The following is a 15,980-nucleotide window of genomic DNA, read 5'->3' as shown; positions in this document are numbered from 1 at the left end:
AAAATGTGTTCGCGCCACTACGACAGAAAAATGATGTAAGGTAACTCGTCCTCTGCGGCCAGGCTGGCGGAGATGTGGTTATATTCTGAAAATAATGCACTGGATTATGGAGTGGAGCAGTGAGATTTCCCTATCAACGTCTGGCCTATATGTTCGATGCGCTGCAATCGGAAACGTTACCCCAAGAGGAGTTAGCGAAACGTTTTGCGGTCTCGACTCGAACTGTGCGGGCAGATATTACGGCGTTGAATGAGATCCTCGAGCATTATGGTGCTCATTTTGTACATAATCGCGGCTCTGGTTATCTGCTAAAAGTTGATGACGCCGACCGCTTTCGTGCCCTCCAGCAACAAAATCGTAAAATGCATCTGACCCCACGCACCGCCAGTGAGCGGGTGCATTATCTGCTAATCCGTTTTCTGACCTCTGCCTTTTCATTGAAGCTGGAAGATTTAGCCGATGAATGGTTTGTCAGCCGTGGCACATTGCAAAATGATATGGCTGAGGTGAGAGAAAGGTTAAACCGCTACCATCTGACGATTGAAACCAAGCCCCGCTATGGCATGAAATTGTTTGGTAGTGAATTGGCCATCCGCACTTGTCTGACAGATTTATTGTTCCAGTTGCAACTGCAAGATGCCGATAACCCATTATTAAAAAACGAGTTTCTTAGTATTCAAACCATTCCGGAATTGACCGGACTACTGCATGAATTATTGGCACAATATGCGGTGCGCTTAACCGATGAAGGTGAGCAATACCTGATTTTCTATTGTGCGGTGGCGATAAAACGGATCACCGACGGTTATCCACTCTCTGATTTTGATGCCGAAGATGTGGATGAGGCGGTGAAGTTAGCTTCGGCCCGAGTGGCGCGAGAGCTTAACATCTTGTCGGGTAAAGATATTTCTGCGGCAGAAGAGGCTTATCTGCGGGTGAATATTGCCGCCCGTCGGGTGCAGGAAAGCCAGCCCAGCACCAATCGGCCGAGTGAAATAAATGCCGATGACGAAGAGACGTTAGTGGATTACATTCTCTCGTATATCAATGCTCACTATAACTATAATTTGCAGAATGATAAGCAGCTAAGGGTTGATTTACTCACTCATATCAAGACCATGATAACCCGGGTAAAATATCAGATTACTATTCCTAACCCACTGTTATCCAATATTAAACAGCATTATCCGATGGCCTATGATGTCACTCTGGCGGCGGTTTCCAGTTGGGGAAAATATACCCCTTACAGCTTGAGTGAAAATGAAATCGGCTATCTGGTACTGCATATCGGGGTCGGGCTGGAACGCCATTATAATATTGGTTACCAGCGCCATCCGCAGGTGATGCTGGTGTGTGATACCGGCAACTCCACCACCCGAATGATTCAGGCGCAGATTTCCCGCAAATATCCGCAAATTGTCATGACACAGACTATTTCCCTGCGTGATTACGAAAATCTTGAGCATATCGACGAAGATTTCATTATTTCCAATTCGCGGTTAGTGGAAAAGAATAAGCCGGTGGTGGTGATGTCGCCATTCCCGACGGAATATCAACTGGAGCAATTGGGTAAGTTGGTGTTAGTTGATCGTACTCGGCCTTACATGCTGGAAAAGTTTTTTGATAGTCACCATTTTATGATTATCGACCAGCCGATGACCCAAGAGCAGTTATTCAAAAAAGTCTGTAGCCAGTTGGAAGACGAGGGCTTTGTCGACGCTGATTTTTATCCCTCAGTCGTTGAGCGGGAGGCAATCGTTTCCACCATGCTGGGCGAGGGGATTGCGCTGCCCCATTCACTGGGCCTGGTTGCCAAGAAAACCGTGGTGGTCACCTTATTGGCACCTAATGGTATTTCTTGGGGTGAGGGTGAAGTGGCCCATGTTATTTTCCTACTGGCTATCAGTAAAACGGATTATGAAGAAGCCATGGCGATTTACGATCTGTTCGTGACCTTTGTGCGCGAGCGCTCGATGAGCCGTTTATTGAGTAGCGAAAATTTTGATAGTTTTAAGGCAATTGCGATTGATTGTTTGAGTCGAATTTAGCTTTTATTGTGATATTCATTATCTGGTTCGGTTGATCCGATCTATTTTTAACGTTATCTAAAACGCCAATCACTAGACCGGATTTCTCCCCTTTAAATTTGAAATAAAACTCAAATCACTGCCACCCATATCTCTTCACAAACCATCCTTTCACTAATTGAGTTGTGACCATATAGCCAATCAGAATCACAATCAGCCACGGGAAGTAGGAGAGCGGAAGTGCTTGTAATTGCAGGAATCCAGCCAGTGGTGAGAAGGTCAACCCGATACCAATAGCCACCACTGCCAATGTCATTAAACACAGTGGCCATGAGGCGCGGCTCTGGATAAATGGAATCTTACGGGTACGAATCATATGCACAATTAATGTCTGAGACAGTAGCCCTTCGACGAACCAGCCAGACTGGAACAGTGTTTGCATCTCTGGGGTATTGGCCTGGAATACCCACCACATCAGGCTGAAGGTCAGAATGTCGAAAATTGAACTTATCGGGCCAAAGTACACCATAAATCGCCCAAGATCGCCGGCGTTCCAGCGCTGCGGTTGCAGCAGTTGTTCTTCGTCGACATTATCAAATGGGATCGCAATCTGTGAAATATCGTACAGCAGGTTCTGGATTAACAGATGCAGTGGCAACATGGGTAGGAAGGGCAAAAATGCACTGGCAATCAGCACACTGAACACGTTACCAAAGTTGGAACTGGCGGTCATTTTTATGTATTTCAACATGTTGGCAAAGGTGCGGCGGCCTTCAATGACACCCTGCTCCAGCACCATTAGGCTTTTTTCCAGCAAAATGATGTCAGCCGCTTCTTTGGCAATATCTACAGCTGAATCCACTGAAATGCCAATATCTGCGGCCCGCAGTGCTGGAGCATCATTAATGCCATCCCCCATAAAACCAACCACATGGCCCGCTTCCCGCAGGTTTTGCACGATGCGCTCTTTGTGCATTGGCGTTAACTTGGCGAACAAGGTGGTGCTGCGGGTGGCCGCAGTCAGTTGTGCTGCAGTCATCTGCTCGATATCACTGCCACGCAATACGCGCTCGACAGATAACCCGACATCTTTACAGACTTTTCGTGCGACTAACTCATTGTCACCGGTAAGAATTTTGACGGTCACACCGCTCTTTTTGAGTGCCAAAAGCGCGGGCGCAGTGCTCTCTTTCGGTGGGTCGAGGAAGGCGATATATCCTTCAAGAATAAGGTCATATTCGTCGATAACAGCATAATTTCGCTGATAAGCAGGTAAAATTCGCGTGGCGACCGCCACCACTCTTAACCCTTGCTGGTTTTGCTCATCCGTCACCCGACGGATACGTGCCATCAATGTATCCGTCATTGGGATAACGTCATCCCCTTGTCGGACATGGCGGCAGATAGAGAGCATCTCTTCCAGCGCACCTTTGCAGATAAGCTCGTGATAATCCGATTGACTGCTAACCACCACAGACATGCGGCGGCGCTCAAAATCAAAGGGAATTTCATCAATTTTTCGGTAGCCCGCCAGTGTGTCGGCAGATTGAGATTCGGCGGTGGCGGAATCCGTCATCGACGCCAGCACTGCCACATCCAGCAAATTCTTTAGCCCGGTTTGGTAATAACTATTGAGCCAGGCATAGCGCAGCACGCGCTCGCAATTAGCGCCAAACACATCGGTATGGCTTTCCAGCACAATTTTGTCTTGTGTCAGAGTGCCGGTCTTGTCGGTGCACAGAATATCCATCGCGCCAAAGTTCTGGATAGCATCAAGGCGTTTGACAATGACTTGCTGTTTTGACAGTTTCACCGCCCCTTTGGCCAAGGTCGAGGTGACAATCATTGGCAGCATTTCTGGGGTCAAACCCACCGCGACGGAGAGCGCAAACAGCGCCGCTTCCCACCAGTCGCCTTTAGTAAAGCCATTGATAAGCAAAACAATTGGCGTCATTACCAGCATAAAGCGGATCAATAACCAGCTGACTTTACTGATGCCGCTCTGGAAAGCATTGGGCTGCTCATCTTGATGAGTGACGCGCTCTGCCAGCAGACCAAAATAGGTTTGGTTACCGGTGCCAATGACCATGGCCAGTGCCGAACCACTCACCACATTGGTGCCCATAAAACACAGGGTATCTCGCTCCAGTGGGTTCTGTTCATCACATTCACGGCATTGCGCCACTTTCTCTACTGGCAGTGATTCACCGGTCAAGGCGGCCTGGCTGATAAACAAGTCTTTTGCCGCTAAAATACGTAAATCTGCCGGGATCATGTCGCCGGCGGAGAGCTTGATGATATCGCCGGGCACCAACTGGGAAATCGGCAACTCGTGATGCTCACTTTTCCCGCTGTGGGGATCGCTGCGCAACACTGTGGCGGTGTTACTGACCATCGCTTTTAATGCATCGGCGGCGCGGTTAGAGCGGGCTTCCTGAATAAAATGCATCAGGGTGGAGATAAATACCATCGCCCCAATCACCAGTGCGGCGGTGAGGTCTTCCGTGGCATAGGAAATCAGGGCCAGAATGGTCAGCAGTAAGTTAAATGGATTGCGGTAGCAATGCCATAGGTGCACCCACCAACTGATATCTTGCTGATTTTCAATCACATTACTGCCACTGCTGAGACGGATTACCTCGGCTTCTTGTTCGGTCAATCCTTCCGGATGGCTTTGAAAACGTGAGTAAAGTTGCGGCGGCGTTTCATTAGCACACTGTAAACGCTGTTGGGTCAGAGAGGCGGGGATATCTTTAGCCGCACTTCCCGCAGAAACCCCTTCGAGCATGGTTTCGCGGCGGATCAGGCGGCGCGGCAGGTTACGGCTCAATACTTTGAACAATTGCCGGGTGAAATTTTTAACGTGCATGGTTCAGACCTTACTGTCATGCCCTGACACAGTTTATTGGACGGTAGCCAGGTTACGCCCACGGCAAATTTGCCGTAGAGGGGGCAAAAACATTATCAGCAGAAAACCGCGCAGGAGAGGTGCGCTGTGACTGCCTACCAGATTATTTATCCGGTAAGGCCGCCAAATGAGAGGGGATTACCTTACCGGTACACCCAAAGGGTGCAGGTTGTGGGAACAGGATCCACTGGGTAATTAACCTCCGGTAAGTGAAAAATACTTTGCCTGGCTGGCCAAGTCGCTATACAAAGAGTAAATGGCCTGGCTCGGGTGACCACGACAAAAATTCCCCTGACGGACAAAGATTCCGTTAGGGCAACAATATGTTATAGGTCATTGGGATATCATGCGCTGAGTCTAGTTCTCGGCAAATGTGACTTCCCACGACTTCGGTAAATATAAATAATCAGTTTATTATATATATTCAAACCTAAACATTAGGTAAACCATGCAAAACCGTTTGACCATTAAGGATATTGCCCGCATGAGTGGAGTTGGAAAATCCACGGTTTCGCGGGTATTGAATAATGAAGGCAGTGTCAGCCCGCAGACCCGTGAGCGGGTTGAGGCTGTTATTCGCCAGCAGGGCTTTACCCCCTCAAAATCCGCCCGGGCGATGCGCGGGCAGAGTGATAAAGTGGTGGGGATTATTGTTTCGCGACTGGATTCGCCGTCTGAAAATCAGGCGGTGCGCACCATGCTGCCGCTGTTCTATCAGCAAGGGTATGACCCTATTTTGATGGAGAGCCAGTTTGACCCGGCGTTAGTAAGTGAGCACTTGCATATTTTGCGGCAGCGCCATGTTGATGGTGTAATTTTGTTTGGTTTCACTGGGTTAACCACAGAAATGCTCACGCCGTGGCAGGACAAAATGGTGGTGATGGCGCGGGAATATACTGGTTTTTCTTCTGTTTGTTATGACGATGAAGGGGCGGTGCGGCTGTTGATGGACAAACTCCGTCAGGCCGGGCATCGCCATATTAGCTATATCGGTGTGCAGCCCACGGACGCCACCACCGGCTTGCGCCGTCACCAATCTTATCTCGATTACAGCCAACAGCACGGCCTGAGCCCCACAGTGGCATTGGGCGAGTTGAGTTATCAGAGTGGCTTCCAATTAGCGGCACAAGTGATAAAACCAGACACCTCGGCGCTGGTCTGTGCCTCTGATACCATAGCTCTTGGGGTAAGTAAGTACTTACAGCAGCAGGGGCAACAACACATCCAGGTGTGTGGTATCGGCAATACTCCTCTGTTGCATTTCTTGTTCCCTAATAGCCTGTCAGTCGAGCTGGGTTATGGCAGTGCAGGGGTTAAAGCTGCGCAGCAACTGCTTGAACAACTTAATAATAATAAAGAAATTCAGCAAATTATTATCCCCGGCCAGCTGGTTTAAGTCTTCTTTATTCACTCTGGTGATGCATGGTAACCCATCCTGAGTGGTGGGGCGCCGGGTAGCACTGCATGCTGGTTATCGCGCTTTATTAACCACACCCAAAAGAACAAAAAATTATCAAATTGTGATCTTCCACTCAAGTTGGGAACGTTCCCATTTCATAAAAATGAATACCTAGCTAATCTTTAATTAGCTGCTTATTTAATCGGCTATTGTTTTTACTTTTTTTTATTTAGCAAGATAGAACCGGTTTAAACCTCTTATTACTCAGCACGCCACTCCACCTTTACGAAAGGTACGTTGAAATGAGCAAAGTAAAACAACAAGATATCGATCAATTGATCGTACTGGTGGGAGGCAGAGACAATATTGCCACCGTCAGCCACTGCATTACCCGGCTACGTTTCGTGTTAAATGACCCGTCAAAAGCCTCGCCGAAAGAGATAGAAAACCTGTCGATGGTCAAAGGCTGCTTTACTAATGCCGGGCAATTTCAAGTGGTTATCGGGCCAGAAGTGGATGATTACTATCAAGCATTGATTGCCAAAATTGGTCTGAATGAAGTGGATAAAGAGCAAACCAAATTGGCCGCACGGCAGAATATGACCTGGTTTGAACGCGGTATTTCACACTTTGCCGAGATCTTTTTCCCCTTATTGCCAGCACTGATCAGCGGGGGCTTGATCCTCGGTTTCCGCAATGTGATCGGCGATATTCCAATGTCTGATGGTAAAACATTGGCGCAGCTGTATCCGGCATGGAAAACCATTTACGACTTCCTGTGGTTACTGGGCGAAGCCATCTTCTTCTACCTGCCGGTAGCTATCTGTTGGTCAACGGTGAAGAAAATGGGCGGCACCCCAGTATTGGGGATTGTGCTGGGGATTACCTTGGTATCACCACAATTAATGAATTCTTACCTGTTGGGGCAGCAAATTCCGGATGTATGGAATTTTGGTTGGTTCACCATTGAGAAAGTGGGTTATCAGGCGCAGGTTATCCCCTCCATATTGGCCGGTTTAGCTTTGGGTTGGATTGAAACCAATCTGAAAAAATTATTCCTGCTTACCTTTATTTGGTGGTGGTGCCGGTGGTTTCACTGCTGCTGGCGGTGTTCCTGGCCCATACTCTGATTGGGCCATTCGGCCGGATGGTCGGTGATGGGGTGGCATGGGGTGTGAAAGCGGTGATGACGGGCAGTTTTGCGCCAATTGGGGCCGCACTGTTTGGTTTCCTGTATGCGCCATTGGTGATTACCGGGGTGCATCAGACCACGTTGGCCATTGATATGCAGATGATTCAGAGCATGGGTGGCACACCGGTGTGGCCATTGATTGCGTTGTCTAATATCGCGCAGGCCTCTGCGGTGCTGGGCATTATCATTATCAGCCGTAAAGTTAATGAGCGCGAAATCTCTGTCCCGGCGGCAATTTCAGCTTATCTCGGTGTGACGGAGCCGGCGATGTACGGTATTAATCTGAAATACCGCTTCCCGATGCTGTGCGCCATGATTGGTTCGGCACTGGCTGGGCTGATTTGCGGGCTAACCGGCGTCATGGCGAATGGCATTGGTGTCGGCGGTTTGCCCGGTATTTTGTCCATTAAACCGCAATTTTGGGCGATTTATGCGGTGGCCATGTTAGTGGCTATTGTAGTGCCCTTGGTGCTGACCATCCTGGTGTATAAACGCAAAGACAGTCGCGGCGAATTGCCGGTCTGAGTCACCGACCTCCGCCAGTGGCTATTATCTGGCGGAGTTATTTTTCAATTCTCTCGGTTTTCTCTACAAAAAAGAGTCTGTTATGAATAATCCTATCCCTTGGTGGCAAAACGGCGTCATTTATCAGATTTACCCGAAGAGTTTTCAAGACAGCACCGGCAATGGTTATGGTGATCTGGCGGGGGTGACGCAACGTTTGGATTATCTGCAAAAACTGGGTGTCGATGCAATTTGGCTGACACCGGTTTATGTCTCGCCGCAAGTGGATAACGGCTATGACGTTGCAGATTACTGCGCCATTGATCCGGCTTATGGCACATTGGATGATTTTAAACATCTGGTAGCACAAGCCCATCTGCGTGGTATTCGTATTGTGATGGATATGGTGTTCAACCATACATCCACTGAACATGCCTGGTTTAAAGCATCGCAAGACCGCAGCAGCCCCTATCGCCAGTTTTATATTTGGCGTGATGGTCAGGGGGATAATTTACCCAATAATTGGCGCTCAAAATTTGGCGGTAATGCCTGGCAATGGCATGCAGCCAGTGGCCAGTATTATCTGCATTTATTCGCTACAGAGCAGGCTGACCTAAACTGGGAACATCCGCCGGTGCGCGAAGAACTGAAAAAAGTCTGTGAGTTCTGGGCGGATATAGGTGTGGATGGATTGCGGTTGGATGTGATCAACTTAGTCTCCAAACAGCAGGATTTCCCGGATGACGCTGACGGTGATGGCCGCCGTTTCTATACCGATGGCCCACGAATCCATGAATTTTTACAAGAAATGAGCCGCGATGTGTTTCAGCCGCGCGGCTTGATGACGGTCGGCGAAATGTCTTCCACCCGCCTTGAGCATTGCCAGCGTTATGCTGCATTGGGTGGGGATGAGTTATCGATGACGTTTAATTTTCATCATCTGAAAGTGGATTATCTCAATGGTGAAAAATGGTCATTGATGCCACCGGATCGCATTGCATTAAAACAGATTTTTAATCAGTGGCAGCAAGGTATGCATAACCGGGCATGGAATGCGCTGTTCTGGTGTAATCATGACCAGCCGCGCATTGTGTCGCGTTTTGGTGATGAGGGCGAGCTGCGCCTGCCTGCGGCGAAGGTGCTGGCGATGGTGCTGCACGGGATGCAGGGCACGCCTTATATTTATCAAGGTGAAGAGATTGGGATGACCAATCCGAATTTCAGCTCTATTGCACAATATCGTGATGTTGAAAGTTTGAATATGTTTGCTGAATTGAGTGCTAAAGGGCGCGATCCTGAGGTGTTATTGGCGATTTTGGCGACAAAATCCCGTGATAATGGCCGCACCCCAATGCAATGGGATAGTCGCCGCAATGCAGGTTTCAGCCAGGGAACGCCCTGGATTGAGCCTTGCCGTAATTATGGTGAGATTAACGTCGATGCGGCGCTGGCAGATGCCGATTCAGTGTTTTATGCCTATCAATATTTGATAGCGCTGCGCAAGCAGCATGAAGTCTTCACTTTGGGTGACTATCAAGACCTTTGTCCACAACATCCTGATTTATGGTGTTATCTTCGCAATTGGCAAGGCAAACAATTGCTGGTGGCCGCCAATCTGAGCCATCAATCACAGCAATGGTTACCGGAGGGCGTTGAGCTAGATGGACAGTGGCAATTGCTGATGAGCAGTTATGGCGAAAGCGCTTTCCAGCCACAAGAGATGGTATTACGGCCATATGAGGGAATTTATTGGGTGCGAAATTAAGTGAGTTACTGGTTTGGCCCTCAGTGTTGCAGCAGACGGCTGGTAAGTACCAGCCGTTGTTACCCAGCTAACTCGGTATTGTCGCGTGGCTGCAACACCGATAGCTAGGGTATGGCGCAATCACATCAGAATTAACGACGTACCGCGATAGCTTCAATTTCAATTTTGACATCTTTTGGCAGACGGGCAACTTCAACACATGAGCGCGCTGGGAAGGGCGCATTGTGTTCGGTGAAGAAAGCTTCATAGGCGGCATTAACGGTACTGAAATCATTCAGATCTTTCACAAATACCGTGGTTTTCACGATATCGCCCACTTTTAGACCTGCAGCTTCGACAATGGCTTTCACATTTTCCAGTGACTGACGCGCCTGAGCGGCAACATCATCAGCAACCAGACCTGTTTTTGGATCAACCGGGATCTGGCCGGAAGTCATGATCATATTGCCCAGATCAACACCTTGAACATAAGGGCCAATGGCGGCAGGGGCAAGCTCAGTGCTGATAATACGTGACATGTTGACTCCAATTTATTTAGGTTTAGGTTCGGTGGAAAGCAGTATTGTAATTATCACCATCATTATAAAGATGGGGGAGATTACAGCAACCCGCTCGAACTAAGTTTGCTTTAGCCCGGCGGGAGCGGCACTTAATCCATTTGTAATACCACCTGACTTTCGAACTCTTTCTCACAATATTTGCATTTAAGGTAGATATCACCTTGTTTAGCGGTCACTTTGAAGCTGGAGTCTACCGGCTCATTATGACTAATACAGTTGCTGTTAGGGCAGGTAAGGACGGCGTCGATATGTTCTGGCAGGCTAAGGGTGAGCTTCTTCACCACTTCGTAGTTATCAATGCGGTTGACGGTTGCATCCGGCGCATACATCGCCAGTTGGTTAGCCTGCTGCTCTGTCAGGAAAGTATTTTCTATTTTAATCAAATCTTTACGGCCAGAGCGCTTCGATGGCAGATTCAGCCCGATAGTAATGCGTTGGTCAGTCGCGGTCAGTTTGAACAATGATAACAATTTGAACCCGATTTGCGCCGGAATATGGTCAATCACGGTACCGCATTTAATCGCTTCAACCTGTAGTTTGTAATCCTGAGTCATGTTCAATCCCCTTAAAAAGCCAATTCTTGGTTTAAGACCAGTGCCAGCAGCGCCTGACGTGCAAAAATCCCATTACCTGCTTGTTGGAAATAGTAGGCGTAAGGGGTTTTGTCGACATCAGTGGTAATTTCATCAATACGCGGCAGTGGATGCAGCACTTTAAGATTATCTCGAGCCCCTTCCAAATCAGCAGCACGTAAGACAAATTGTGCTTTGACATTGGCATATTCTGACGGGTCAAGGCGCTCTTTTTGTACGCGAGTCATATACAGAATATCTAGCTCCGGTACCACTTCCTCAATGCTTTCATGCAAGCTGTATTCAATGCCTTTTTCTTCCAGCATTTGCAGGATATACGCCGGCATTGCCAGTGCCTCTGGGGCGATAAAGAAGAAGCGGTTTCCGCTGAATTTTGCCAGCGCCTGGGTCAGGGAATGCACAGTGCGGCCATATTTTAGGTCACCCACCATGGCGATATTGATGTTATCCAGCCGCCCTTGTGTTTCCTGAATCGTGAATAAATCGAGCAGCGTTTGGGTTGGATGCTGATTTGCGCCGTCACCGGCATTGACCACGGGTACATTACCGGAGAACTGGGAAGCAAGGCGGGCAGCACCTTCTTGTGGGTGGCGCATGACAATGGCATCAACATAGGTGCTGATGACTGACATGGTATCGGCCAGCGTTTCCCCTTTTTTCCCCAAAGAGGTGTTGCTACTGTCAGAGAAACCGACGACGGAGGCACCTAAGCGGTGAATCGAGGTTTCAAATGACAAACGGGTGCGGGTGGAGGCTTCGAAAAAGCAACTGGCGATCACTTTATGTTTTAACAGCTCAGGTTGCGGATGACTTTTTAGACTGGCGGCGGTGCTCAGTACCAGTTCCAGCTCTTCGCGACATAAGTCGTTAATTGAGATTATATGTTTGTGATACAACGGGTTGGCCATTTTCGCTCTCCTCTGTGGTTGCCCGTGGTCCCGGGTTACCTTCATTTTTAATCAGTTGTCATGATGTTGAATTTGGCTCCGATCCGCGGACAAAAAAAAGCCCCTCAATGAGGGGCTTTACCGGATCGGTTTAGCAACGGGAGAAAGAATGGCAACCGGCTGCCAACTGGCAGGTTATTTTGTCGACCATAAATAGGGTCATTTTCAACAAAACGCACTTGGCTTTTCATCATTTCTCCCGGCAAATTGTGGCGAATTATACGCGTGTGTAATTTCTCTGCAAGGGGGGAAAGCTGCATTTTTTATCATTAGCAAACGATTACTTGGTGTGTTTTGATTTTAAATCTCTTTAATTAGGGTAAGTTTTGGTTATGTTTTTTGGTGTTCGCAGTTACCAGATCCAATCATGAACTGTGAACCTCAGTCCTCATCAAACCCTGAATTAAATAACTCAATTACTGCCGCCAGGGCTTTTATCTCATCAGGCCCGGTGGCTTCGACCTCAATTTGACGGCCTTTGGCAGAATCGAGCATCAGCAGTGCAATAACACTGCTGGCTTCGGCTTCAGTACCACTGTCATTACGTAACATGACTTCAGCATCAAAACTCTGAACCAGCTCGAACAATTTCATGGCGGGTCTGGCGTGCATCCCCAACTTGTTTTTGATCTCAACGGTCTGTTTGACAGTCATTATTTACGCTTTTCCAGAGTGCGATGACGTGATTGGACATTTTTGCCGCGCGCGCGGAAATAATCGGCCAATTGTTCGGCAACATAGACGGAACGATGCTTACCACCGGTGCAACCAATGGCAACAGTAAGATAACTGCGGTTATTGGTTTCCAGCATTGGCAGCCACAGTTCTAGATAGCTACGTGTTTGATAAATAAAGTTATGTACTTCAGTGTGGCGATCCAAGAAGGAGATAACCGGCTTATCCAAACCTGTCATTGGGCGTAATTTCGGATCCCAGTGTGGGTTTGGTAAGAAACGTACGTCGAAGACATAATCTGCATCAATGGGAATGCCGTGCTTAAAGCCGAAGGATTCAAACACCATTGTCAGCTCGCGCTCACGTTTACCCAACAGACGGGTACGCAGCATTTCAGCTAATTCATGCACTGACATTTCCGAGGTATCGATAATCAGATCAGCCCGTGAGCGCAAAGGCTCCAGCAGGATGCTCTCTTCATCAATAGCACTCTCTAATGACAGATTCTTGGTCGACAGCGGGTGCAGACGACGGGTATCACTATAGCGTCGAATCAGGGTATTGCGATCAGCATCCAAAAACAGCAACTGCGGCGAAAAGCTGTCCGGCAGTTGAGTCATGGCATGTTCAAATACCTCAGGAGATTCAGGCATATTGCGCACGTCAATACTCACCGCGGCAGAGATATTCCTATCAGCAAGTGTACTCGCCAATTGTGGCAACAGAACTACAGGCAAGTTATCAACACAATAAAAGCCCATATCTTCCAATGCGCGCAAAGCAACAGACTTCCCTGAACCGGAACGGCCGCTGACAATCATCAGCACCATGTGAGTGACTCCCCTATTGTATTTTACCCTACGTCCTTGAAGCCGCAGGGGTGTTAGCTACGTTCTTTTGCCCAAATCACTTACTTGAGTAAGCTCATTGGAACTCATTCACTTGCTGCCTACCTGCAACTCCAATGACTTTGGGTAGCCCTTGTAACTGGAAGCCGCAGGGGCGTTAGCTACGTTCTTTCGCCCGATTACGCCGTTTCAGGCGGTAATTCAGTCATTATCTGATAAAGCTCTTCATCACTTTGTGCCGCACGTAGACGACGACATACTGTTTTATCAGCTAATCGCTTGGCCACTAAAGATAAAGTGTGTAAGTGAGTTTTACATTGATCTGCTGGAACCAACAAGGCAAATAAAAGGTCAACCGGTTGATTATCAATGGCATCGAAGGCAATAGGCTGTTCCAGGCGGAGAAACACGCCGACAGCGCGCAGTGTATCTTCTTCCAACTTGCCATGAGGTATCGCGATACCACTACCAATACCGGTGCTGCCCATACGTTCGCGGGTTAAAACAGCATCGAAAACGATCTGTGAGGATAGGTTAAGCTGCTTGGCAGCTAACTCGCTGATAATTTCCAAAGCCCGTTTTTTACTTGAGCAATGTACGGAACTTTTGGTGCACTCGATATTTAATACCGAGCTTAATTGCAATGCTGGATCGTTGATCATCTCATCTTTCACTTAAGCGCTGTTTTAAACCCGATACCCGCAGGGAGTTTTCACTCCACCGCGGGTACAGGTTATGTAGCGAGTATTGAACCTTTGGGTATACAAGGATTCTTAATGTTGTTTCAATTTATCTTTATGTTTGTTCAACTGGCGTGCCAGTTTATCAACCAAAATATCAATTGCGGCGTACATATCTTCCTGCTCTGAACTTGCGTGCAACTCGCCTCCATTCACATGTACCGTGGCTTCTGCAATTTGTTTTACTTTTTCGACACTTAAAACCACATACACTTGGTTAATTCGATCAAAATATTGCTCAAGTTTGGCAAATTTAGCGGTAACAAACTCGCGTAACGCTTCGGTTATTTCAACATGATGTCCGGTAATATTGAGCTGCATAGTCTCTTCCTTCTCAGTTCAGGTCAAATCAACTGTTTACGCTGATTTGACGGCGGGATGGATAACGACTCTCGGTACTTAGCGACGGTTCGCCGTGCCACCATAATGCCTTGTTCACATAATAGTGTGGTCAGCTTACTGTCACTCAGTGGTTTGGCAGGGTTTTCTGCCGCAACCAATTTTTTCACCAGTGCACGAATTGCGGTAGAGGAAGCTTCACCTCCGCTATCGGTATTGACGTGGCTGGAGAAGAAATATTTCAGCTCGAAAATACCCCGGGGACTGTGCAGGAATTTCTGCGTAGTCACGCGGGAAATTGTCGATTCATGCATATCCACAGCCTGAGCAATGTCTGCCAGTACCATGGGCTTCATAAATTCTGGGCCATTTTCAAAAAATGCCACTTGCTGTTCAACAATGCAACGCGCCACTTTCAACAGCGTTTCATTGCGGCTTTCAAGGCTTTTTATCAACCATTTTGCTTCTTGCAGATTGCTGCGGATAAACTGCCCGTCGCTATCATTGCGGGTATTGTTACCCATTGCTGCATACTGCTGGTTAATTTTCAGGCGTGGAATGCTATCGGCATTCAGCTCGACCGTCCAGCGCCCTTTGTCTTTATGTACCAGAACATCTGGAATGACATATTCTGACTCCCCGGTATTGATCGATTGACCAGGGCGGGGATCTAGCGATTGAATCAGGGCGATCGCTTCTTTAAGTGTATCTTCTTTTAGCCGACTTAAGCGGATCATAGTGCGGAAATCATGGTTGCCTAGCAAATCCAGATATTCGCTAATGACTAAGCGCGCTTCAGCAAGATAAGGGGTATCTTTAGCATATTGTGACAACTGCACCAATAGACATTCGCGCAAATTGCGAGCAGCAACTCCAATAGGATCAAAGTGCTGTATCCGCTTGAGCACGGCTTCTACTTCGTCGAGTGCGACGTTCTCATTACCCATGCTCTCGAGGATGTCTTCTAGCGGGACGGTGAGATAGCCAGTTTCATCGACTGCATCGACAATAGAGGTCGCAATGGCCGCGTCAGTCTCTGAAAATGGGGTCAAATCCACTTGCCACATGAGATAGTCTTGCAGAGTTTGGGTGGTTTCCCCTTGATAGACCGGCAGTTCATCATCACTGTAATCATTGCTCATTCCTGATGGCGTGCCTGCGGTATAAATTTCATCCCAAGTGGCATCCAGTGGCAATTCTTCCGGCATATCTTTTTGTTCCAGTGCTTCGCGGGTATCGAGCGATTCACTGTCTGGCGTTTCTTTTGTCTCTATTTCTTCATGAAGATCAGTTTGCTCAAGCAGGGGGTTACTCTCCAGCGCAAGTTGAATCTCCTGCTGGAGTTCAAGCGTAGAAAGCTGCAATAGGCGAATAGCCTGCTGTAGCTGGGGAGTCATTGCCAGTTGTTGGCTGAACTTGAGTTGCAAACCTTGCTTCATAATACGGTATCAATTTTCCTTAATGGATGACGACGTGTTTTTAG

General features: G+C 48.0%; 13 protein-coding genes and 1 pseudogene. 4 read left to right on the top strand and 10 right to left on the bottom strand.

From position 1 onward, the window contains the following. Window positions 1-119: 119 nt before the first annotated feature. Entirely contained in the window at window positions 120-2,048 is a 1,929-nt protein-coding gene (locus tag YROHD0001_RS07810) for a BglG family transcription antiterminator (RefSeq protein WP_072086855.1), read from the top strand. Window positions 2,049-2,163: 115 nt separating this feature from the next. On the opposite strand, the gene mgtA is transcribed toward YROHD0001_RS07810, so the two are convergent. After that, entirely contained in the window at window positions 2,164-4,896 is a 2,733-nt protein-coding gene (mgtA, locus tag YROHD0001_RS07815; protein ID WP_004714976.1) for a magnesium-translocating P-type ATPase, read from the bottom strand. A 487-nt stretch (window positions 4,897-5,383) separates the two neighbouring features. Here mgtA and treR point away from each other — a divergent pair, with 487 nt between their 5' ends. From treR to treC, 3 genes and pseudogenes are all read left to right on the top strand, one after another. Next, complete coding sequence (gene treR / locus YROHD0001_RS07820; RefSeq protein ID WP_004714974.1) at window positions 5,384-6,331, top strand: trehalose operon repressor TreR; 948 nt, start codon at window positions 5,384-5,386, stop codon at window positions 6,329-6,331. A gap of 305 nt (window positions 6,332-6,636) precedes the next feature. Next, a pseudogene (gene treB / locus YROHD0001_RS19320) lies at window positions 6,637-8,051 on the top strand (PTS trehalose transporter subunit IIBC). An 82-nt stretch (window positions 8,052-8,133) separates the two neighbouring features. Continuing rightward, window positions 8,134-9,795 (top strand): alpha,alpha-phosphotrehalase, encoded by a 1,662-nt coding sequence (gene treC / locus YROHD0001_RS07825; RefSeq protein ID WP_004714969.1) that lies wholly within the window; start codon window positions 8,134-8,136, stop codon window positions 9,793-9,795. A 131-nt stretch (window positions 9,796-9,926) separates the two neighbouring features. Here the strand turns inward: treC and ridA are convergent, their stop codons facing one another. From ridA to rpoN, 9 genes are all read right to left on the bottom strand, one after another. Next, window positions 9,927-10,313, bottom strand: coding sequence for a 2-iminobutanoate/2-iminopropanoate deaminase (gene ridA / locus YROHD0001_RS07830; protein ID WP_004714968.1), 387 nt, complete (start codon window positions 10,311-10,313; stop codon window positions 9,927-9,929). A 131-nt stretch (window positions 10,314-10,444) separates the two neighbouring features. After that, entirely contained in the window at window positions 10,445-10,909 is a 465-nt protein-coding gene (gene pyrI / locus YROHD0001_RS07835; RefSeq protein WP_004714966.1) for an aspartate carbamoyltransferase regulatory subunit, read from the bottom strand. A gap of 11 nt (window positions 10,910-10,920) precedes the next feature. Next, on the bottom strand, window positions 10,921-11,856 hold the full coding sequence (gene pyrB / locus YROHD0001_RS07840; protein ID WP_004714963.1) for an aspartate carbamoyltransferase: 936 nt from the start codon (window positions 11,854-11,856) through the stop codon (window positions 10,921-10,923). A 104-nt stretch (window positions 11,857-11,960) separates the two neighbouring features. Beyond that, window positions 11,961-12,089: a hypothetical protein gene (locus YROHD0001_RS20830; protein WP_268747533.1), complete on the bottom strand. Its 129-nt coding sequence runs from the start codon at window positions 12,087-12,089 to the stop codon at window positions 11,961-11,963. Window positions 12,090-12,276: 187 nt separating this feature from the next. Next, window positions 12,277-12,549: a PTS phosphocarrier protein NPr gene (npr, locus tag YROHD0001_RS0117960; RefSeq protein ID WP_032817011.1), complete on the bottom strand. Its 273-nt coding sequence runs from the start codon at window positions 12,547-12,549 to the stop codon at window positions 12,277-12,279. Continuing rightward, complete coding sequence (gene rapZ / locus YROHD0001_RS07845) at window positions 12,549-13,400, bottom strand: RNase adapter RapZ (RefSeq protein ID WP_004714959.1); 852 nt, start codon at window positions 13,398-13,400, stop codon at window positions 12,549-12,551. The genes npr and rapZ overlap by 1 nt, the downstream gene beginning before the upstream one ends. A 197-nt stretch (window positions 13,401-13,597) precedes the next feature. Continuing rightward, window positions 13,598-14,080: a PTS IIA-like nitrogen regulatory protein PtsN gene (gene ptsN, locus YROHD0001_RS07850; protein ID WP_032817009.1), complete on the bottom strand. Its 483-nt coding sequence runs from the start codon at window positions 14,078-14,080 to the stop codon at window positions 13,598-13,600. Between the two features lie 111 nt (window positions 14,081-14,191). Further along, window positions 14,192-14,479, bottom strand: a complete 288-nt coding sequence (hpf, locus tag YROHD0001_RS07855; protein ID WP_004714955.1) for a ribosome hibernation promoting factor — start codon at window positions 14,477-14,479, stop codon at window positions 14,192-14,194. A 23-nt stretch (window positions 14,480-14,502) separates the two neighbouring features. After that, window positions 14,503-15,936, bottom strand: coding sequence for an RNA polymerase factor sigma-54 (gene rpoN / locus YROHD0001_RS07860; protein WP_004714954.1), 1,434 nt, complete (start codon window positions 15,934-15,936; stop codon window positions 14,503-14,505). Window positions 15,937-15,980: the final 44 nt, after the last annotated feature.

The organism is Yersinia rohdei ATCC 43380, assembly GCF_000173775.1.
Classification (GTDB): Bacteria; Pseudomonadota; Gammaproteobacteria; order Enterobacterales; family Enterobacteriaceae; genus Yersinia; species Yersinia rohdei.
Note: the sequence above shows the minus strand (reverse complement) of the source record. Positions and strands in the feature narration are given on the sequence as shown.